Here is an 18,632-nt window from a genome sequence, read left to right on the forward strand (position 1 = left end):
TTGCATCCGTGGGACTTCCCAAATCGGCACCACATCATCGGTAATCGCCATGTCGAGGACGTTCACCGCCGCCGTGCTTTTTTCAACCTTCGCGTCTGCTGTGAACTCTGGCTAATCGCTCTTGCTCGGAAGCCGCTGCAGATGAGACCGAAAGGAGGACTGCGAACTACCATAGGTCATCTGCGATGCCGATCACACGGCTTCATCCCAGCTCGTCTCGTAGATCTTCAGTTGATCGCCCTTTAGTCGGTCGGTGAGCGTTGCGATCATCGCTTCGGCCCGTGCTGGCTCGACCTCAACGATTTCAGCAGCATCAGCAAGAACACCCTCAAACGCCTCGGTTGACAACCGAGCGGACAGGCGCACTCCCAACGCGCTTGGAAATATGCTGCGGTAGCTTTGGACGACTTCGGCGTGCTCGGGTGCAAGGCTGATGTAGTTCAGAAGAAATTCTGGTCGCATCATGAAGCGGGCGCCATGACGCTTTGCGACGGAGGGCGCCGCCGCCCTCCTGACTTTGCCGTCTTGAGTGAGCCACCACGTCTGGAATCCAAAAGGATTTCCCGGACTCTCCTCGCCGGTGGTTTGGCGGCGGCGATACACGCGAAGGACGTGCAGAGCATCGTTGTAGGCCAGCACGTCACCCTCTGGGCGATCGCGAAATTTGGACTTCAACCCGTGTAGCCGTTGGGTCAACTCCTCCAGCTCGTCTGTGTCGATGCCCTGCAGCATCTGATCGGTCGTCTCGTACGCCATCACGAATTTGCGCGTCAGATAGGCGCCGAGTTCCTTGTCACCTCTATCCGCTCGTATGTCGCCGAAGTTCGCGAATTGGCTGATGTATGCCCGCCACGACCTCGGGATTGCGGCACCTTCCGCGGGCGCTAAGCGCGAATAGAAATAGGCGCGGATCAACAGTCGATCGAAGTATTCGACCAACTCCAGAGGAATGCGAGTCTCCAGAACCTCGTAGTGGTTCTCGAATTCGAGGATTTGGCGTCGAAGATGGGTGGCGACCTCCTCGACGGTCTTTTCCGTCAGGATCAGTTCCGCGCCTGCTGACGTCAAGACGTTGAACATGTTGACCGTCACTTGGTTCTCGGGCGCTAGATGGTGCTCCGAAAGTGCCCGGACGATTAGATCGGTGCCGATGTAGAGCCGGAACGAGGAAGCGACGCTCTTGAAGTACTCCACTACTCGTGGCTCGTTGCGTAGGAGCAGGAGCAGGACGTATGTCCGACTCAGCTTCTGCAGATAGCGGCGTTCCACTTCGGCCCCGAGATAGAATGTTCCGCGTAGCACCGTGGTGCATAAACGTCGCACTAGCGACCGCTGCTCGGGCTGTAGGTCGAGCGCATCTACAACATCAGTCAACAACGCGGCCACGTCAGTGTAGAGCTCGTCGTCTTGAGCACCGTCCGTGGCGTAGAGAGCTACCTGCAGGCCCTGTCGCTCGAAAGTGCGTTCGAGAGTTTCGTGACAGGCTGCGACCACAATCGGCCGGAGCCACTCAGGACCAGAATCGGCGAGCGCTGCCAAGCGGTCCTCAAACACGCAAGAAACCTGAAGCTTCAGCAGATCGTCTTCGGCGTTCTCGGCCGCGACAATGCGCCTTGTTTCGAAAGGCAGGCAGTAGGCCTGCTCTTTACGGTAGGCCCTGATCTGCCTTCCACCCGGCGCGTCTTTCGCGCTCAAGATGGCAAGGCGTCGGTCGATCACTCCTCGGATGAACTGTCTAGCTGTCGGTAAAGCGCGTTCGATGCGGCTGAGGATCTCCGCCTTGTCGAACAGCACACGCTTGTCGGGATCCGTGTCGCTGAGTGACCAAAGAATGAGACTGTCAGCGACAGTTTCCAAAAGATCGCCACGCCCTCGCCGGTGCTCCACCTCTTGACGTAGAAAGACCGCCAGAGCTGGGTCCGAGTAGCCTCCGGTGCGTGAGCCGATTGAGGCTGTCCCCGGCTTATACAGATAATCAACGCTTGGTTCGAGATAGCTCGCGAATGCGGCTTGGATCGTGGGTCCAGCGTTGATGTTTACCGTGATAAAGTTGCCGTCGCGGATCGAAACTCTGCAACCGAGCTCCCGCGTGAGTGATTTTTCTTCACTATCGAGATCAGGGATGACCTCGGACGTGAGATATGTCATTACCTCTGGTTTTCGGCCGTACTCCCGCAGGCGCTTTACTGTTTGCCTTATTTTTGCTCTGAAAGTCTTCTGCTTCGAAACCTGAAGAAAACGGGTCGCTGCCTCATCGGCGAACACCTCGGGATCGATCAGGGCGTCATATCCCTCAGCCCCGCCGTCATGCATCCCCCCAAGAGGGACAAACTCCCGGTCTTGGAGCGCGCCGTAGAACGCTTGGCCAAATCGCTCGAAGTCTCCGGTGCCAACCTTTTCGAGCGCAAGGGGCACGATTCTCATGTCGATCATTTCGGCAATGTAGCAGGGTCGACTTAGGAGCATAGGGGAGTCGAGATGGCGCTCGAGGGTTGATGATTGCGGCGGCCTACCTATCCTCACGGTGGTTCCAGGCGTGCGAGTTGCCTGATGGATGGCAGAGCCCAGTCCGGCGTCGCTGGATCGATCGGGTAGGTCGCTGAGATCATCGGCGCGATGGATTTAACCACGGTCCAGCCACGGCCATGGCAGCCGTTCTCGAGGTCGATGTCGGACAGGTTCGCGGCCGGATCGTTCAGCACGATCGGCTCGGTGGCGTGGCGGTCGTAGGTGAGGTGGCCGGCGATCTGAAGACGTAAGAGATAGCGGGGCACATGCTGCCGGCGCACTGAGGCCCGGCGCGAGATCTCGCCGAGCGTCGGTGATCGGCCATGTTCACGACGATAGACGCGGATCGCCGTCAGCACGCGATCGCACGCGCTTGAGGTGTATGGTACCGGAAACGACGTCTCAGCAGTCACGCAGCGAGCGCGCCCGGCGTGATCGATACCATCGTCGACGGCTTCAGCCGCGCCGCCGCCAGGATCTCGCGCATGCCGTCAGCCGTCAGCGGATCGGCGGCGAGTTCAGCCGCCCGCGCATCCTCGCGCTCGGCCTGCTCGGCGAGCCTGTTGAGCCGCATGGCTCGCGCCCGGCGCTCGTAGAGCATAGGATTGATGAACGTGCGCAGTTCGCCGGCCGACTTCGGGAAGAACCGGCGGCCGGGCGCGTTGCAGTAGGCGCGACACGCCGCCTGCAGGATGTCGAGCGGCACATCGTCGAGGTGTACGCGCAGCAGCTTCAGCGTGGCATCTGCCTCGTCCGCATCCTCGTCCCGGATGATGGTGCCCGAGCGCAGGCCGAGCAGCAGCCGGTGACGTTCGTCAGGCGTGCTGGGCGTCAGTGCGGCGGCATGGGCCATCGCGGCGTCCCGCAGCGCCGGTGCCGAGCCGGCGGGCACCGGCATGCCGTAGCCGTGCGGCAAACTCGCATCGAGAGCGTGGTGGTCAACCCAGGCCGGGATCGCCGCCGCCAGCGTAGCGATCGAGCAGCGGGTCGCGGTACCGACCGCCCGACTGCCGTGATGGGCCGCCTCCGCCCCGTTGATTAGATCCTGTCCCATCTTCCCGTCTCACCCAGTTCCGCCATGTGGCTTGCCAATCGACCATCCGCTTCCCGTTGCCGCGGAAGTGATCCCGGAACTTCGACATGGTTCGCTCGAGCATGCCTGGCCGCCACGCGGCGATGATCGCTGCGAGGTCGCTGCCATCGGGGAAGGGTTCGGGCGTCCAGTCGACGGGAAGCTGCCGCGCTCGTTGCTTCGGCGCTGGCGCTGGCGCAGGCTCGCGCTCCCCGGATGCGTCAGCATCTGGGGATATGGTGGTTACTGGCTGTTTGGGTGCCACCGTGGCACCCCTCGGCGCCTGTGTGGCGGGCGTCAGTGTGTCACCCGTCAGGCTGACGCCCGCCACCGTGTCACCCGCCACAGTGGCGGGTGTGGAAATGACGCGCGGATGCACGGTGTAGACGCAGCCGTGCCGGAGCTGTCGGCGAGAGATGTGGCCAAGCGCGACCAGGCTCTGGATCGAGCGCTGCACGGCGCGCTCCGACAGCTTGGTCTTCGCGGTAAGCCCGGTCGGACCGGTACCGGCGGGAAGCAGGTCGCGTCGTCGCAATCCGCCATGATGGCGAGCACCATGAGCACGCTTTGCTCGGGCGCGGAGACGTCCGTGACGGCCATGGCGGCGCGGCAAAGCTCGAAGCCGGTCAGCATGGCGCCACCGCCTCCACGATATGCACCACCACTGCGCCGCCGGTGGCCGCCGGCAAGCTGGTGCGCCTGGAGGGCATCGGCACGCTGAAGGCGCCCGTCAAGGAAGCGGCTGCCGGCTTCCCGTCCACCTACCGCGTCAAGCGCCGCAAGGTCGAGATCAAGGGCACGGTCGTCTGGAAGGGCGATCCGTACCCCGACCAGCGCGAGAAACCGAAGATCGCCATCTCAGGAGGGCCGCGCCCATGAACGCTGTCGACCACGTCGAACACGCCATCGGCATCGCCTCGTTGATCACGATCGGCATCATCGCCGGCAGCCTGCACCTCGCTGTGTGGGTGATCGTCGACAGCATCGCCCCGCAATGGCGGCGCATCCGCGCCGTCCTGCGCGGGCACCACCTCTCCCTGCCGCCCTCGGTCGCGCCTGCAATCGCGACGGCCTCTCCCCAGCTCCGCGGCGTCGAGGCCGCCGCCGAGCCAGCTATTCAGGTGCGTTGATGGCCCGCAGCAATGAACCGCCGTTCTGGCTCGTCTGGAGCGAGCGTGGCGGCCCGCCGATGAAGCAGCACCGCTCTGCCGCCGACGCGGAGCGCGAAGCCTCGCGCCTTGCAACCGAGAACCCGGGCGTCAGCTTTGTCGTGCTGCAGCCGATCGCTCGCGTGACGAAGCGTGCCGTAGAGGTGGAGCGTTTCGACCTCGACACGGTGCCGTTCTGATGTCGGCCAATCGCGTCCAGTTGGAGGATGTCACGCCGGCGGTAGCGGCGGCCTTCGGTGGCAACGAATGCCTGATTTGGTCCGGCGAACACGCCGCATGGTGGCGCCACAACTGCGAAGGCTACACCGTCGATCGTCGCATGGCTGGCCGATACACAATCGCTACCGCCTACGCGGCGACATGCCATTGCGGACCCGAGAAGGGCATCGCCTTCGTGCAGCTGGAAGCCGGCGACTGGCGGCCGGCGCCATTTCAGGCTCGCGTGCAGCCGTGGATGCTCGCCTGCTTCGGCGAGATGATTGCCGGCGACCGTGAGGAGCGGAACCACCGCTTTCTGGAAGAGGCGCTCGAACTGGTTCAGTCCACCGGCTGCACAGCGAGCGAAGCGCATCAGCTCGTCGACTACGTCTTCGGCCGTCCGGTCGGGGAGCCAGCGCAGGAGGTGGGCGGCACCATGGTGACGCTAGCGGCGCTCTGCCTCGCGCACGATCTCGACATGCACGCCGCCGCCGAGATGGAGCTGGCTCGCATTTGGACGAAGGTCGAGGCGATCCGCGCCAAGCAGGCGGCCAAGCCGAAACATTCGCCGTTGCCAGGATCGACGGCAATCGGCGACGTTGCCGCAGAGCGGGCGAGGCAGATCGGCGTCGAGGGTTGGAGCCTTGAGCATGATGACGAGCACCGCAGGGATCTTGCCCTGCCGCGCGCCGCCGCATGTTACGCGCTCGCCAATCCGCAGAGTGGCGATAGCGGCCCCTTCTGGATCACCCACCTGCGCACGCCAAAGCAGGTGTGGCCGTACCGTTGGGAGTGGAAGCCAAAGGACCGTCGCGCAAACTTGGTGCGTGCTGCCGCGCTCTTAATTGCCGAGATCGAGCGGGTCGATCGAGAGGAGCGCACGGCATGATTGATCCAATCCCGTTGCGCGAGGAGCTGGAGCGCATCCAGCGTGAGCAGGCGGCGCTGATCCGGCGCGGCAACGGCGCCCTCGCGCTCGGCTGGTTCAGCGCCCACGCGCTGAGCAAGACAGGCGGCGGGCCGCGCATCGTAATCAGCGGCGGCATCCTACCCGACCAGCTGCGCCCGATCGCCAGCGCCACCGCAGATGCCGAGAAGGTCTTCCCGTACCTGGACCGAGCCTTCCGAGAGCATCACCGCGGCATCATCGAGCGCGCGATCGAGTTGGCCCAGACCGACTTTGAAGATGAAGCGTCGTGACTGACTGGCACCGCATCGAGCGCGAGGCGTACGCCGAGGAGGCTCGGTACCGCCGCCGTCAGGAACTGCGCGGCATCGTCGCGCTCTGGGCGCCCGCCATCAAGGATCGCCCGCGTGACAGTCGGAAGGGCTGGACGATCTACGACGGCTACGTGCGCAACCGCGACGAGGAATGGACCCTGTGGGGCGCGATCGTATGCACGGTCGCGATCCTCCTCGGTCGCCGTTGGCACGATCAAGCTATCAAGCGCTGGGAGAAGCGGTACGGCAAATCGTGGGCTTGGGCGCCGACGCCGGATCTCGCCTACTTCGACGCGAGGTCGACCGGCAGCGGATACGACATCACGCGGGTGCAAGGCGCGCCGGGGTGCCGCTTCTCCGTCTTCTCCGATGGGGAGTGCTTGATGTGACCGACGCCACCATCATCGTGACCGGCCTGGGCCGGTGCGGCACGTCGCTGATCATGCAGATGCTGGCCGTTGGCGGCCTGCCGATGGTCGGCATCTATCCGGACTTCGAGAGCGAGGCCGCAGAGCACGAGCGCGGCGCCGCTCCCTCGCTCTGGCTCTCGCGCACTGCCGGGCGAGCGGTGAAGGTTCTCGATCCGCACCTGGTGCCGCCGCCGGCTGGCGGCGCCTATCGTGCGATCTGGCTTACGCGAGATCTCGACCAGCAGGCGGCGAGCCAGATCAAGCTGATCGGCGCAGCGCCGAGCCGGTCGATGCGCCGTGGAACGGCCCAGTCGCTCCGCCGTGACGAGCCGCGCGCACGCCATGCGGTTGAGGCAGTCGCCGCGGCCGCCGTCGCGACCGATTGAACAGCTCCTGCCGGGGCAAAGTGAGGGTCGCTCTACGCGACGAGAGAGGAGAGAAGTGAGCGCGATGATGAAGATCGACACGGCAACGTCGACGCCGCTCGATCGGCGCGACGATCGGCTGTTGCGGTTCCCGGAGGTCCATAATCGGACGGGCTTGAGTGAATCGACGATCCGTCGCCGTGAGGCGAGGGGGACGTTCCCGGGGCGGGTGGCCCTCGGCCCGCGCCTCGTCGGCTGGTACGAGAGCGACGTCGTCGCCTGGGTGCGCGATCCCATCGGATATCAGGCAGGCAAGCCCGCGCTGGCATAAAAAAAGCGGCAGTGCTATCAGCACTGCCGCCAGTTGGAGTTTCCAGTTTTGGCCCACTTCGAAGCCGCCGGCCCCACCACGGGCTTGGCGGCTTCTCTATTTTGCCCGTGCCGTGTCCGTGAGCGTGACAGCGGCTAGAGCGACTCTCCTCATGGTCATGTCTCACCTCCTGCGTTCCATCTAAACGCCGTTGGAGTTCAGAACAAGACGTAAAATTAGACGCGTTGACGTTTCATCTTCCGCGTTCTAAATCATGGCCCAGCAGGAGGAAAGCTGATGGTCGATCGTAGTCCCAACTTCCCGTCGATGGCGCTGGGTGAGGCGGTCGACGCTGTGAAACGGGTGTACTCTGCAGAAGGGCGTGCGAAGGCGCCGCGGCTCTCGTTCGTGAAGCCGCTCGGCTACACGACTATGAACGGTCGATCTCTGCGTGTTCTCGGTGCCTTGAAGGCGTACGGCCTCATAGAAGGTCGGGGCGACGAGCTACGGATCTCTGAGGAAGGCTTCATCCTCGCGAACGCGCCACCTGACAGTTCAGAATATCGCGAGGCATTGCTCGCGAGCTTCCGCGCACCATCCGCATTTCAGCTTTTCGATGAAGACGATGCCGCCGCAAGCGCTGAGACCCTGAAATGGAAACTCCAAAAAGTGGGTTTCCAAGCGGACGGTGCGGATCGGTTGGTGCGTGTATATCGCGAGAGTCGCGAGCTTGTGAACGCAACGAAAGGCGCCTACTCGGACGAAGAAGCCGCAGATGAGGAAGCTGAAGTGCCTCCATCACCTGCGGTGGATCACTTCGCGGGGCTTTTTGGACCCAAGCGAGTAGAGCAACCGAAGGCGGTCCCGCAAAGCGGAGGCTCGCCGCAGGAACTTGGTATGGGTCAACACGAGCGAGTGCTGCAGTCGGGCATGCTGTCGAAGACGGCAAGTTTCCGCGTGATCGTCTCAGGGCAGGTGGGCGTCTCCGAAATCGATCGCTTGGTCCGCAAGCTGGAAATGGACAAGGAGATTCTGGCTGACCCTGAGCCTACAGAATTCGACGCCCTTATGACGGACGATCAGGGCGACTGAATGTTCGCCACTACCATCGGGTCAGTCAAGCCCTCGGTGATCATATCCGCCCACGCCTGCCCCAGCTCGCGCCGCTGCTTCGCGTAGCTGGCGCGATTATAAGCATATTCCGACGACGACATGCCCGGCGGCACGTGCGCCAGCATGAGGTCGATCACCATGCGGTCGCCGCCGCGATCGAGGTCGGCCGCGCGCGCGTTCATCAGCGTCGAGAAGGCGGATCGCCAGCCGTGCGGCACGTGGCGGCCCTTGTACTTGCCGGCGAGCAGCCGCTTGTAGAGCGAGGATAGCGCGGCGTCGCTCATCGGCTGGCGCGTCGATGCGTCGGATGGGAACATGAGCGCGTAGCGGCCGGTGAGGACGTGGAGGGTGCGCAGCACCTCTACCGCCTGGGTGGAGAGCGGCACGTCATGGCCGAACGCCGCGTCGCCCTTGTCCTGCACCTCGAGCTTCATGCGGTCGGCCGCGATCCGCCACACGGCGTCCGGCGTGGGTGCCCCCGGATCAGCCCAGTCGATGCCCCCGATCTCGTCCCACGTGCCCGTGCGCAGCACGCCGACGCGGAGCGCGGTGAGGGCAAGCAGGCGCGAGGCGAGCTTCGTCGTAGCGTTCGATGTCGACCGATCGATCGCCTTCTGCATGTCGCGCAGCTCGGTGAGGTCGGTGATCGCCGGCTGCTTCGATCCCACCGGCGTCTTCTTCAGGCTCTTGCCCACCTTCGCCGCCGGGTTCACCTCGACGTGATGCTCGCCGATCGCGCGCTCGAACACGGCCGAGACGTAGCCGCGGACGCGCTTCGCCGTCTCGATCGCCTTGCGCTTCTCGATCTTGCGTAGTTCCACCAGGATCATGGGGCCGTCGATGTCGCGGATCGGCAGCTTGCCGAGAGCCGGGAAGATATCCCGCACGAGCGCGCGGAGGACGAGCTTGGCCTGGCCCTCCGACCACCGCGCCTTCTCGTCCTCGTGCCAAGCGCGCGCCAGCGTCTCGAAGGTCGCGCCGGCGGCTGCGACCGCCGCCGCCTCGCGTCGGCGCTCTTCCAGCAACGGGTCTTTGTTCTCGCGCAGCAGGCGGCGCGCCTCGTCGCGCTGGGTGCGCGCCTCCGCGAGGCTCACCTCGGGGTAGAGGCCGAACGTCAGCCGCTTCTCCTTGCCGGCGAATCGATACTTCATCCGCCACGACTTTGCGCCCTTGGCGGTCACGAACAGGTAGAGGCCGCCGGCGTCGCCGAGCTTGTAATCGCGGTCGCCGGGCTTGGCGTTTTTCACCTCGGCGGCGGTCAGCGCCATGGATGCCCCCACTTTCATAATGGATGCCCCCGCCGATGTCCCCGCGTTGGCTGAAATCTGGTGCCGGATCGTGACGGCTCCTGACGGGAACTATCTCCCGAATGCCCCCCGCCCCACAAGGGGGATTGATGGCTCATGACGGGTGCTGATAGAAAAGCGCGGTGGGCCCGGCAGGACTCGAACCCGCAACCTAGCCGTTATGAGCGGCCAGCTCTAACCATTGAGCTACAGGCCCCTCCGCGCTCGCGCGGCGTAGCGCAGGCCCGCGCAAAGAAAAAGGGCGCGCCGTTGCCGACGCGCCCGATCGCTTGCAAAATACCGGCCGGGACCAGCCCGGCCACGGCATCAATGCATGTTGTCGGCCTTCTCCTCGCCCGCGTCGCGGACGTTCGAGGCGGCGTCTTCGAGGTTGTCCGACGCGTTCTCCATCGCCTCGGCGGCGATGCCGTTCGACGTGTTGTCAGCCATCGCCTCCATGTTGTCGGCCTGCATCTCCAGGTTGTCGGCCAGCATGTCAGCGTTGTTCTCGACCGCGGCAGCTTCCGGCGACTTCGAGCAGGCAGCGACCGACATCAGGCCGGCAGCGGCGGCAACGAGCACAATCTTCTTCATAGGATAACTCCAAATTCAACCGGTTCCCCGCCGCGCTCGGACAGCGGGGAAGGGAATTACATCGAGGTGTTCTCGACGTGGTTCTCGACGGCGTCGGCGTGATCCTCGACGTTCTCCGACGCGTTCATCAGCGCCTCGGCCTCGGCAGCGTTCGACGTGTTGTCGGCCATCGCTTCGAGGTTGTCGGCCTGGACCTCCAGGTTGTCCGACACGTTGTCGGCAGCGGCTTCGGTCGGGGTGCGGTTGCAGGCGGCGACCGAGACGAGGCCGGCGGCGGCGAGAACGAGCGCGATCTTCTTCATGGATTAGCTCCCAAGCATGACAATTCGTCGCGCCCGACGATCCGCCGTCGCGAGCCCCAATGCATACCCCACCAATTCAGGGGGTCAATCCAGGAAATTCATCTTCCGGAAAGGTTCCGGCTCGGCTCGTCGCTTCGCCGCGGATCAGGGGCGGGGTGGCACGGGCCCGATCTCCTCCGGCGCGTCGGCGACGATCGCGAGCATCGTCGTCCAGGCGGCGACGTTCTGGCGCAGTTGCTCGGGATCGATTCGGTCCAGCGTGTCCTCGGGCGTGTGGTGATAGTCGAAATAGCGTAGGCCCGACTGGTTGAGGTCGATCCCTGCCACGCCGGTGCGCACCACCGGCGCGATGTCGGTACCGTCGCCCGCCGTGCCCGTGCCGCGGACGATGCCGAGTGGTGCCAGCGCGACGGCGAGGCGGTCGCCGATCGGCCGGGCGGCCTCGGCGAAGTTGGTCTCGACGCGCCACACGCGGTCGGCGCCGAAGTCGCTCTCGCTGGCGGTGGCATGGCGCTCCCCGGCGTGGGCCTTGGCATAGGCGTCGCCGCCCAGGCCGCCGATCTCCTCGTCGCCGAACCAGACCATCCGGATGGTGCGGCGCGGGCGGCCGGCGTCCATCACCAGCTTGGCCGCGGCGGTGGTGATGCCGAGCCCGGCGCCGTCGTCGATCGCACCGGTGCCGAGTTCCCAGCTGTCGAGATGGCCGCCGATCAGGACGATGCCGGCGTCCTTGTCGGTGCCCGGCACCTCCGCGATCACGTTGCCGGACCGCCGCGCGCCGACGAAGCGCGGCGTGAGGACGAGCTTGAGCGAGACCGGCCGGCCGCGCTTCACCAATCGCTCCAGGTTCTCCGCATCCGCCACCGACAGCGCCGCCGCGGGGATCGGCGCGACGCCCGCATCGAAATTGGTGCCGCCCGCGTGCGGTCCACGGCCGTGATCGGTGCCGATCGAGCGGATGACGATCGCCGCCGCACCCTTCCGGGCCGCCACGTTGGGGCCGACGAAGCGCGCCGCGCCGGCGCTGCCGTAGGAGGAGCCGTCCTGCGTCGGCTGCATGCTGTTCGACACGAAGGCGATCTTGCCGCGAAGGCTGCCCTCGGGTGCGAGCAGCAGGTCGTTGAGCGAGGGGAAATAGACGACCGGCGCGGTGATCCCCGCCGCGGGCGTCGCCCCCGAATTGCCGAGCGCGGTGAGCCGCAGCGGCTGCGCGTAGGCGCCGACGACCTCACCCGTCTCCGCCCCGCGCTCCCAGACGTTCGGCAGCGTGTAGGGCTCGATCCGCACGTTCTTGAAACCCAGCGCCTTCAGTCGTGTCACCGCCCAGTCGCGCGCCGCCGCCTGGCGGGCCGATCCGCCGGTCGGACGCGGGCCGATCTCGGTCGTCAGCGCCTCCACCAGCTCGTACGCCGTGTCATCGGCGAGCGCCTTGTCGCGCAGTCGGGCGACCTTGGGATCGACCGCGACCGGCAGCGGCGTCGGCCGGGGCCGCGAAGCGGTGGTCGGGCCGCCGGGTGGATTGGCGACGGGCGTCTGTGCGAGCGAGGGCGAGGCGAGGGCGGTCGAGACGGCCAGGGCGGCGAGGGTGAGGCGGTGCATGATGGTCCCCTATGCTGTTCCCCAGGTGACTAGGGCGCGCCGCTCGCGTTGCCAATGCGCGGGCGCGTCGCTATCTCGTGCCGGCAGATTCCCGCCTCTCGAACACGGAGCCCGGCACCCAGATGGCCGTCCAGTACACTTACGTCATGAAGGGTCTGACCAAGACCTTCCCGGGCGCCAACAAGCCCGTTCTCAACAACATCCACCTCCAGTTCATTCCCGGCGCCAAGATCGCGATCATCGGGCCGAACGGCGCCGGCAAGTCGACGCTGATGAAGGTGATGGCGGGCATGGACCCCGACTTCACCGGCGAGGCCTGGGCGGCCGAGGGCATCCGCGTCGGCTATCTCGCGCAGGAGCCGCAGCTCGACCCGACCAAGGACGTCATGGGCAACGTCAAGGACGGCGTCCGCCCCGTCGCCGACCTCGTCGACCGCTTCAACGCCATCTCGGCGGAGATGGGCGATCCGCAGGACGATACCGATTTCGACGCGCTGATGGAGGAGATGGGCGACCTCCAGGCCAAGATCGACGCGGTTGACGGCTGGAGCCTCGATTCGCAGCTCGAACAGGCGATGGAAGCGCTGCGCTGCCCGCCGGGCGATGCCGAGGTAACCAATTTGTCGGGCGGCGAGCGCCGCCGCGTCGCGCTGTGCCGGCTGCTGCTGGAGAAGCCCGACATCCTGCTGCTCGACGAGCCGACCAACCACCTCGATGCCGAGAGCGTCGCCTGGCTGGAGAACTTCCTGAAGGAATATGCCGGCAACGTCATCCTCGTCACCCACGACCGCTACTTCCTCGATAACGTCGTCAACTGGGTGCTCGAACTCGATCGCGGCCGTTACTACACCTACGAGTCCAACTACTCCGGCTATCTGGAGAAGAAGGCCAAGCGGCTGGAGCAGGAGGAGCGCGAGGAAGCGGGCAAGCAGCGCGCGATCGCCGACGAGCTCGCCTGGATGCGCCAGACGCCCAAGGCACGCCAGACCAAGTCCAAGGCCCGCATCCGCGCGTTCGACGAGCTGATGGCCAAGCAGGAGAGCCGCGCCGCCGGCAAGGCCGCGATCCTCATCCAGCTGCCCGAGCGTCTCGGCGGCAAGGTGATCGAGGCCAAGGGCCTGACCAAGGCGTACGGCGACAAGTTGCTGTTCGACAATCTCGATTTCATGTTGCCGCCGGGCGGCATCGTCGGCGTGATCGGGCCGAACGGCGCGGGCAAGTCGACGCTGTTCAAGCTCATTACCGGCCAGGAACAGCCCGACAGCGGCACGATCGAGGTCGGCTCCACCGTCAAGCTCGGCTATGTCGACCAGAGCCGCGATCACCTCGATCCCGACAAGAACGTCTGGCAGGAAATCTCCGACGAACTGGAGGTGTTCCGCTTCGGCAAGCAGGAACTCGGCACGCGCGCCTATGTCGGCGCGTTCAACTTCCGCGGCCCCGATCAGCAGAAGAAGGTCGGCCAGCTGTCGGGCGGTGAGCGCAACCGCGTGCACATGGCCAAGATGCTGAAGGAGGGCGGCAACGTCCTCCTCCTCGACGAGCCGACCAACGATCTCGACGTGGAAACGCTGCGCGCGTTGGAGGAGGCGCTGGAGACGTTCGCGGGCTGCGCGGTGGTCATCAGCCACGATCGCTTCTTTCTCGATCGCCTCTGCACGCACATCCTGGCGTTCGAGGGCGACAGCCATGTCGAATGGTTCGAGGGCAATTACGAGAGCTACGAGGAAGACAAGCGCCGCCGCATGGGCGACGCGGCGGACCGCCCGACGCGGCTCGCGTACAAGAAGCTGACGCGGTGACCTCCTTCCGTCATGCCGGGCTAGTCCCGGCATCCAGGGCAACGAGCGTCCACGCTGTTTGACCCTGGACCCCGGCACAGGGCCGGGGTGACGGACGGGCGCTTATCGGAACGGCGGCTCGCTGAACGCGCGCAGCTTGCGGCTGTGGAGCCGGTCACCTTCCAGCCGCAGCTGCTCGCACGCCTCGATCCCGATCCGCATATGCTCGCTGATCGCGCGCTCGTAGAAGCGGTTCGCCTGCCCGGGGAGCTTGAGCTCGCCGTGCAGCGGCTTGTCCGACACGCACAGCAACGTCCCGTACGGAACGCGGAACCGATACCCCTGCGCCGCGATGGTCGCCGACTCCATGTCGATCCCCACTGCGCGCGATAGCGAGAAGCGAAGCGCCGACTGCGTATAGCGCAGCTCCCAATTACGATCGTCGGTCGTCACGATCGTCCCCGTCCGCAGCCGCCGCTTGAGATCCTCGCCCGACTGACCCGATACGATCTCCGCCGCCTTGGCGAGCGCCACCTGCACCTCGGCGATCGCCGGCACCGGAATCTCCGGCGGCAGCACGTCGTCGAGTACATGATCGTCGCGCAGGTACGCGTGCGCCAGCACGTAATCGCCGATCCGCTGCGACGGCCGCAGCCCGCCGCAATGGCCGATCATCAGCCACGCCTCGGGCCGCATCACCGCGAGATGATCGCAGATCGTCTTGGCGTTAGACGGTCCGACGCCGATGTTGACCAACGTGATCCCCGTGCCGTCCGCTGCGATCAGGTGATAAGCGGGCATCTGGTGCCGTCGCCAAGCGCTGTCGGAGATGATCTGGTCGACGTCCTCGGCCCGCTCGATCAGCACGTTGCCCGCTCCCGACAACGCAGTGAAGCGGCTGGCGCGTCCGTCTTCCCTCGGGCCCAGCTGTGACGCTCCCCAGCGGACGAACTCGTCGACGTAGCGGTGGTAATTGGTGAATAGCACGAAGCGCTGCACGTGCTCGGCCGGCGTGCCCATGTAATGGCGCAGCCGGGCGAGGCTGAAGTCGGTGCGCAGGCCGTCGAACAGCGCCAGCGGCCGCGTGCCGTCCGCGGTCATCCACAGGCCGTCGGCGATCTCGTCGCCGATATGCGCCAGCTCGGTCGCCGGGAAGAAGCGTGCCAGTTCGGACGCGGACACGGTGTCGAGGCTCAGCGCGTGGCCGGGATCGAGCACGTAGGGAAAGGGAATCTCCTGCCGCCCCGGCACCGCGGACACCGCGACGTCGTAATCCTCGATCAGCAGCGTCAACTGCTCGATGAGATAATCGGCGAAGGTCGCGGGCTTGGTGACGCTGATCCGATACTCGCCCGGCGACACCAGCCGGCCGAACGAGCGCAGCGGCGCAGGACGACCAGGCTCGCCGGCGAAGGTCAGGCGGATTTCGGGATAGGCGAACGATCCGTCGCGGCGACTGTCGGGGGAGGGGATCGTGCCGTCGGCCAGATAGGCGGTCAGCGCGGCCTGGAGGCGGTCGACGGAGGCGGTATAGAGGCGGTCCAGTTCCGCGACGATGTGGGAAGCGATTGTCATCGCGCATGGTTACGCGCCGCCCATGACGCTGGCAAGACGGGGGCTCCCCGTCGTGCGGGGCTTGTCCCGGCATCCAGGGTCGCGAGCGTCCCGCTGCTTGGTCCCGTCATGCCGGCACGAGGCCGGCATGACGGGTTCACATGGCCGACAGCAGATGTTCCGCCGAGCTGACCTTGAACTCGCCCGGCTCCTCGATGAACAGCTGGCGCACCACACCGTCCTCGACCAGCATCGCGTAGCGGCTGCTGCGCGTGCCCATGCCGAAGCGCGAGCTGTCGACGTCCAGCCCCAGCGCCCGCGCGAACTCGGCGTTGCCGTCCGCCAGCATCGTCACGCCCTCCGCCTCGTTCGCCTTCGCCCAGGCAGCCATCACGAAGGCGTCGTTGACCGACGTGCAGGCGACCTCGTCCACCCCCTTCGCCTTCAGCTCGTCGATCTTGCCGACGAAGCCGGGAAGATGCTTGGCCGAGCAGGTCGGCGTATAGGCACCCGGTACCGCGAAGACCGCGACCGTGCGGCCTGCGAAGAAGTCGTTGCTCGATACCTGATCGGGACCATCGGCGGTTGCCTTGACGAGGGTGGCGGTGGGCAGCTTGTCGCCGACGACAATGGTCATGAACACGGTCCTCACATGATAGATATGGCCGGCATTTCGGGCGCTCGCCTGCCGAATGCAACCGGACATTTGGCGGGTAGCGACGGCAACGGGTGGCGACTATGCTGTGTTGCGTGACGCAAGCGCCTTACCTGACAGGACAATTCCTTCTGGCCATGCCCGGTATGGGCGATCCCCGGTTCGAACGCGCGGTGATCGCGATGTGCGCGCACGACGACAGCGGCGCGATCGGCATCGGCCTGGGCGCGGTGATCGGCGGGCTCGGCTTTCACGAGCTGCTTCGCCAGTTCGAGATCGATCCGGGCGACGTCCCCGACGCCCCCGTTCATTTCGGCGGTCCGGTGGAGATGCGGCGCGGCTTCGTGGTCCACAGTCGCGACTGGGAGGGGCAGGACACGATCGACGTCGCCGGCCGCTGGGCATTGTCGGGCACGATCGACATCCTGCGCGCCATCGCCTCAGGGCAGGGGCCTGCGCACTGGCTCGTCGCGCTCGGCTACGCCGGGTGGGGCGGGGGGCAGCTGGAGGGTGAACTGGCGACACCCGGTTGGTTCACCTCGCCGGCATCGACCGATATCCTGTGGGGCGAGGCGGCGGCCGACCGCTGGACCAGTGCCTATGCCGCCGCCGGCGTCGACCCGCGGCTGCTCGTCAGCGGCGCGGGTCATGCCTGAAGCTTGCCCCGCCTACATATAAAGATATCTTTATATTTGATCGGCGCGGCCGATGCGCCTAGGGCAGCCGCATCCATTCCGCATCAGGAGCATACCTCGTGGCCACGCTCGCCCCCGAGAAGACGAACAGCGCGAAGAACGACTACGTCATCGCCGACATCGGCCTGGCCGAGTTCGGCCGTCGCGAGATCGACATCGCCGAGACCGAGATGCCCGGCCTGATGGCGCTTCGCAGCGAGTTCGGCGCGTCGCAGCCGCTGAAGGGCGCGCGCATCACTGGCTCGCTCCACATGACCATCCAGACCGCGGTGCTGATCGAGACGCTGACCGCGCTCGGCGCCGACGTGCGCTGGGCGACCTGCAACATCTTCTCCACGCAGGACCACGCCGCAGCCGCCATCGCCGCGACCGGCGTGCCCGTGTTCGCGATCAAGGGCGAGAGCCTGGCCGAATATTGGGACTATGTCGGTGACATCTTCTCGTGGGATTCCTCGGTCGAGGGTCAGACCGCTAACATCATCCTCGACGACGGCGGCGACGCGACGATGTTCGCGCTGTGGGGCGCCAAGCTCGAGGCTGGCGTGACGCTGCCCGAGCCCGAGAACGACGAGGAGGTCGAGTTCCAGCGCGCGCTGAAGGCGTTCATCGCCAAGAAGCCGGGCTACCTGACCGAGACGGTCAAGAACCTGAAGGGCGTGTCGGAAGAGACCACCACCGGTGTCCACCGCCTGTACGAGATCGCCAAGAAGGGCGAACTGCCCTTCCCCGCGATCAACGTCAACGATTCGGTCACCAAGTCGAAGTTCGACAACCTCTACGGCTGCAAGGAATCGCTGGTCGACGCGATCCGTCGCGCCACCGACGTGATGCTCGCCGGCAAGGTCGCCTGCGTCGCCGGCTTCGGCGACGTCGGCAAGGGTTCCGCCCAGTCGCTCCGCAACGGCGGTGCGCGCGTGATGGTGACCGAGATCGACCCGATCTGCGCGCTCCAGGCGGCGATGGAGGGTTTCGAGGTCGTGACGATGGAAGAGGCGGTCAAGCGCGCCGACATCTTCTGCACCGCGACCGGCAACGCCGACGTCATCACCGCCGATCACATGAAGGCGATGAAGCCCATGTCGATCGTCTGCAACATCGGCCATTTCGACAGCGAGATCCAGATCGCCGCCCTGTCGAACTACAAGTGGACCGAGGTGAAGCCCGGCACCGATCTGATCGAATTCCCCGACGGCAAGCAGATCCTGGTCCTAGCCAAGGGCCGCCTGGTGAATCTCGGCTGCGCGACCGGCCACCCGTCGTTCGTGATGTCGGCCAGCTTCACCAACCAGACGCTCGCCCAGATCGAGCTGTGGACCAAGTCGGAGAACTACAAGAACGAGGTCTACGTTCTTCCCAAGCACCTCGACGAGAAGGTCGCCGCGCTCCACCTCGAGAAGCTCGGCGTGCAATTGTCGAAGCTGTCGGCCAAGCAGGCGGGCTATATCGGTGTGCCGGTAGAAGGGCCGTTCAAGCCGGATCACTACCGCTACTGACGGTCAGCCACATCAAAGTTGATTGAGGCCGCATCCGCCACCCCGGCGGGCGCGGCCTTTTTCGTGCGTGGGTCGCGAGGCTATGAGCCAACCCAAGGCGTGGGTGAATTCTGTTTTGTCGACGATCCTCTGCCATAAGGGGATGCGGCATGCCGAAAGCATGACCGAGAGGTGTTGCCGGCCGCTAGGGTCCGTACTTCACCAGCGGCGACAGCCCTCCACCGCTCCGCAGTTTCCCCTTGCAGGGAACGAATGAGGTGCCGGTGCCATCGGCAGCGTAGGAGAAAAAGGCCGCGCTCGCCGGAGT

At 65.6% G+C, this 18,632-nt stretch carries 21 protein-coding genes and 1 tRNA gene; 12 read left to right on the top strand and 10 right to left on the bottom strand.

What is annotated here, in order from left to right; genetic code table 11:
- Positions 1 to 192: 192 nt before the first annotated feature.
- The 3 genes from BM145_RS06455 to BM145_RS06465 all read right to left on the bottom strand — a co-directional run bounded on the left by BM145_RS06455 (position 193) and on the right by BM145_RS06465 (position 3,562).
- Positions 193 to 2,433 carry a hypothetical protein gene (locus tag BM145_RS06455; RefSeq protein WP_093332636.1) on the bottom strand — a complete coding sequence of 747 codons (2,241 nt, stop codon included), beginning with the start codon at positions 2,431 to 2,433 and terminating at the stop codon, positions 193 to 195.
- 86 nt (positions 2,434 to 2,519) lie between these two features.
- Positions 2,520 to 2,867 carry a LexA family transcriptional regulator gene (locus BM145_RS06460; RefSeq protein ID WP_093332638.1) on the bottom strand — a complete coding sequence of 116 codons (348 nt, stop codon included), beginning with the start codon at positions 2,865 to 2,867 and terminating at the stop codon, positions 2,520 to 2,522.
- A 50-nt stretch (positions 2,868 to 2,917) separates the two neighbouring features.
- Positions 2,918 to 3,562, bottom strand: a complete 645-nt coding sequence (locus BM145_RS06465) for a hypothetical protein (RefSeq protein ID WP_093332640.1) — start codon at positions 3,560 to 3,562, stop codon at positions 2,918 to 2,920.
- 585 nt (positions 3,563 to 4,147) lie between these two features.
- Between BM145_RS06465 and BM145_RS06470 the strand changes: the two genes are divergently transcribed.
- From BM145_RS06470 to BM145_RS15620, 9 genes are all read left to right on the top strand, one after another.
- The gene (locus tag BM145_RS06470) at positions 4,148 to 4,459 is read left to right on the top strand and encodes a hypothetical protein (protein WP_093332641.1); all 312 of its coding nucleotides are present in this window, start codon (positions 4,148 to 4,150) and stop codon (positions 4,457 to 4,459) included.
- The gene (locus BM145_RS06475) at positions 4,456 to 4,710 is read left to right on the top strand and encodes a hypothetical protein (protein ID WP_093332643.1); all 255 of its coding nucleotides are present in this window, start codon (positions 4,456 to 4,458) and stop codon (positions 4,708 to 4,710) included. Before BM145_RS06470 ends, BM145_RS06475 begins: the two co-directional genes overlap by 4 nt.
- Entirely contained in the window at positions 4,710 to 4,928 is a 219-nt protein-coding gene (locus tag BM145_RS06480; protein WP_093332644.1) for a hypothetical protein, read from the top strand. Before BM145_RS06475 ends, BM145_RS06480 begins: the two co-directional genes overlap by 1 nt.
- Positions 4,928 to 5,836, top strand: a complete 909-nt coding sequence (locus BM145_RS16220; protein WP_218149630.1) for a hypothetical protein — start codon at positions 4,928 to 4,930, stop codon at positions 5,834 to 5,836. The genes BM145_RS06480 and BM145_RS16220 overlap by 1 nt, the downstream gene beginning before the upstream one ends.
- 14 nt (positions 5,837 to 5,850) lie before the next feature.
- Positions 5,851 to 6,147, top strand: coding sequence for a hypothetical protein (locus tag BM145_RS06490; RefSeq protein ID WP_093332646.1), 297 nt, complete (start codon positions 5,851 to 5,853; stop codon positions 6,145 to 6,147).
- Positions 6,144 to 6,557 carry a hypothetical protein gene (locus BM145_RS06495; protein WP_093332647.1) on the top strand — a complete coding sequence of 138 codons (414 nt, stop codon included), beginning with the start codon at positions 6,144 to 6,146 and terminating at the stop codon, positions 6,555 to 6,557. The genes BM145_RS06490 and BM145_RS06495 overlap by 4 nt, the downstream gene beginning before the upstream one ends.
- Complete coding sequence (locus tag BM145_RS06500; protein ID WP_093332648.1) at positions 6,554 to 6,964, top strand: hypothetical protein; 411 nt, start codon at positions 6,554 to 6,556, stop codon at positions 6,962 to 6,964. The genes BM145_RS06495 and BM145_RS06500 overlap by 4 nt, the downstream gene beginning before the upstream one ends.
- Positions 6,965 to 7,028: 64 nt before the next feature.
- A complete protein-coding gene (locus tag BM145_RS06505) occupies positions 7,029 to 7,274 on the top strand; it encodes a helix-turn-helix transcriptional regulator (protein WP_093332650.1) in 246 nt (81 codons plus the stop codon).
- A gap of 276 nt (positions 7,275 to 7,550) precedes the next feature.
- Entirely contained in the window at positions 7,551 to 8,345 is a 795-nt protein-coding gene (locus BM145_RS15620; protein ID WP_143090117.1) for a hypothetical protein, read from the top strand.
- Here BM145_RS15620 and BM145_RS06510 read toward each other — a convergent pair.
- From BM145_RS06510 to BM145_RS06530, 5 genes are all read right to left on the bottom strand, one after another.
- Entirely contained in the window at positions 8,333 to 9,634 is a 1,302-nt protein-coding gene (locus BM145_RS06510; RefSeq protein WP_093332651.1) for a tyrosine-type recombinase/integrase, read from the bottom strand. The two genes, BM145_RS15620 and BM145_RS06510, sit on opposite strands and share 13 nt — an antisense overlap.
- A 162-nt stretch (positions 9,635 to 9,796) precedes the next feature.
- Positions 9,797 to 9,869: transfer RNA gene (locus BM145_RS06515), tRNA-Ile, on the bottom strand.
- Between the two features lie 110 nt (positions 9,870 to 9,979).
- On the bottom strand, positions 9,980 to 10,246 hold the full coding sequence (locus tag BM145_RS06520) for a hypothetical protein (protein ID WP_093332653.1): 267 nt from the start codon (positions 10,244 to 10,246) through the stop codon (positions 9,980 to 9,982).
- A gap of 56 nt (positions 10,247 to 10,302) precedes the next feature.
- Entirely contained in the window at positions 10,303 to 10,548 is a 246-nt protein-coding gene (locus BM145_RS06525; protein ID WP_093332654.1) for a hypothetical protein, read from the bottom strand.
- A 144-nt stretch (positions 10,549 to 10,692) separates the two neighbouring features.
- Complete coding sequence (locus BM145_RS06530) at positions 10,693 to 12,147, bottom strand: M28 family peptidase (RefSeq protein ID WP_093332656.1); 1,455 nt, start codon at positions 12,145 to 12,147, stop codon at positions 10,693 to 10,695.
- A gap of 122 nt (positions 12,148 to 12,269) precedes the next feature.
- On the opposite strand from BM145_RS06530, the gene ettA reads away from it, so the two are divergent.
- Positions 12,270 to 13,949, top strand: a complete 1,680-nt coding sequence (gene ettA, locus BM145_RS06535) for an energy-dependent translational throttle protein EttA (protein ID WP_093332657.1) — start codon at positions 12,270 to 12,272, stop codon at positions 13,947 to 13,949.
- Between the two features lie 102 nt (positions 13,950 to 14,051).
- On the opposite strand, the gene BM145_RS06540 is transcribed toward ettA, so the two are convergent.
- Together BM145_RS06540 and BM145_RS06545 are read right to left on the bottom strand one after the other, a co-directional pair.
- Positions 14,052 to 15,503, bottom strand: a complete 1,452-nt coding sequence (locus BM145_RS06540) for an AMP nucleosidase (protein ID WP_093332659.1) — start codon at positions 15,501 to 15,503, stop codon at positions 14,052 to 14,054.
- A gap of 136 nt (positions 15,504 to 15,639) precedes the next feature.
- Positions 15,640 to 16,119, bottom strand: coding sequence for a peroxiredoxin (locus tag BM145_RS06545; protein WP_093332661.1), 480 nt, complete (start codon positions 16,117 to 16,119; stop codon positions 15,640 to 15,642).
- Between the two features lie 113 nt (positions 16,120 to 16,232).
- On the opposite strand from BM145_RS06545, the gene BM145_RS06550 reads away from it, so the two are divergent.
- Together BM145_RS06550 and ahcY are read left to right on the top strand one after the other, a co-directional pair.
- Positions 16,233 to 16,793 carry a YqgE/AlgH family protein gene (locus BM145_RS06550; RefSeq protein WP_425441083.1) on the top strand — a complete coding sequence of 187 codons (561 nt, stop codon included), beginning with the start codon at positions 16,233 to 16,235 and terminating at the stop codon, positions 16,791 to 16,793.
- 98 nt (positions 16,794 to 16,891) lie between these two features.
- Positions 16,892 to 18,325 carry an adenosylhomocysteinase gene (gene ahcY / locus BM145_RS06555; protein ID WP_093332664.1) on the top strand — a complete coding sequence of 478 codons (1,434 nt, stop codon included), beginning with the start codon at positions 16,892 to 16,894 and terminating at the stop codon, positions 18,323 to 18,325.
- Positions 18,326 to 18,632: the final 307 nt, after the last annotated feature.

It is taken from the genome of Sphingomonas rubra (genome assembly GCF_900115745.1).
GTDB lineage: Bacteria > Pseudomonadota > Alphaproteobacteria > Sphingomonadales > Sphingomonadaceae > Sphingomonas > Sphingomonas rubra.

Excerpts from the sequence above, each read along its gene's own strand:
- BM145_RS06520 (WP_093332653.1), bottom strand. The coding sequence starts at position 10,246 with ATGAAGAAGATTGTGCTCGTTGCCGCCGCTGCCGGCCTGATGTCGGTC.
- BM145_RS06510 (WP_093332651.1), bottom strand. The coding sequence starts at position 9,634 with ATGGCGCTGACCGCCGCCGAGGTGAAAAACGCCAAGCCCGGCGACCGC.
- BM145_RS16220 (WP_218149630.1), top strand. The coding sequence starts at position 4,928 with ATGTCGGCCAATCGCGTCCAGTTGGAGGATGTCACGCCGGCGGTAGCG.
- BM145_RS06455 (WP_093332636.1), bottom strand. The coding sequence starts at position 2,433 with ATGATCGACATGAGAATCGTGCCCCTTGCGCTCGAAAAGGTTGGCACC.
- BM145_RS06475 (WP_093332643.1), top strand. The coding sequence starts at position 4,456 with ATGAACGCTGTCGACCACGTCGAACACGCCATCGGCATCGCCTCGTTG.
- ettA (WP_093332657.1), top strand. The coding sequence starts at position 12,270 with ATGGCCGTCCAGTACACTTACGTCATGAAGGGTCTGACCAAGACCTTC.
- BM145_RS06540 (WP_093332659.1), bottom strand. The coding sequence starts at position 15,503 with ATGACAATCGCTTCCCACATCGTCGCGGAACTGGACCGCCTCTATACC.
- BM145_RS06525 (WP_093332654.1), bottom strand. The coding sequence starts at position 10,548 with ATGAAGAAGATCGCGCTCGTTCTCGCCGCCGCCGGCCTCGTCTCGGTC.
- BM145_RS06465 (WP_093332640.1), bottom strand. The coding sequence starts at position 3,562 with ATGGGACAGGATCTAATCAACGGGGCGGAGGCGGCCCATCACGGCAGT.
- BM145_RS06480 (WP_093332644.1), top strand. The coding sequence starts at position 4,710 with ATGGCCCGCAGCAATGAACCGCCGTTCTGGCTCGTCTGGAGCGAGCGT.
- BM145_RS06545 (WP_093332661.1), bottom strand. The coding sequence starts at position 16,119 with ATGACCATTGTCGTCGGCGACAAGCTGCCCACCGCCACCCTCGTCAAG.
- BM145_RS06505 (WP_093332650.1), top strand. The coding sequence starts at position 7,029 with ATGATGAAGATCGACACGGCAACGTCGACGCCGCTCGATCGGCGCGAC.
- BM145_RS06530 (WP_093332656.1), bottom strand. The coding sequence starts at position 12,147 with ATGCACCGCCTCACCCTCGCCGCCCTGGCCGTCTCGACCGCCCTCGCC.
- BM145_RS15620 (WP_143090117.1), top strand. The coding sequence starts at position 7,551 with ATGGTCGATCGTAGTCCCAACTTCCCGTCGATGGCGCTGGGTGAGGCG.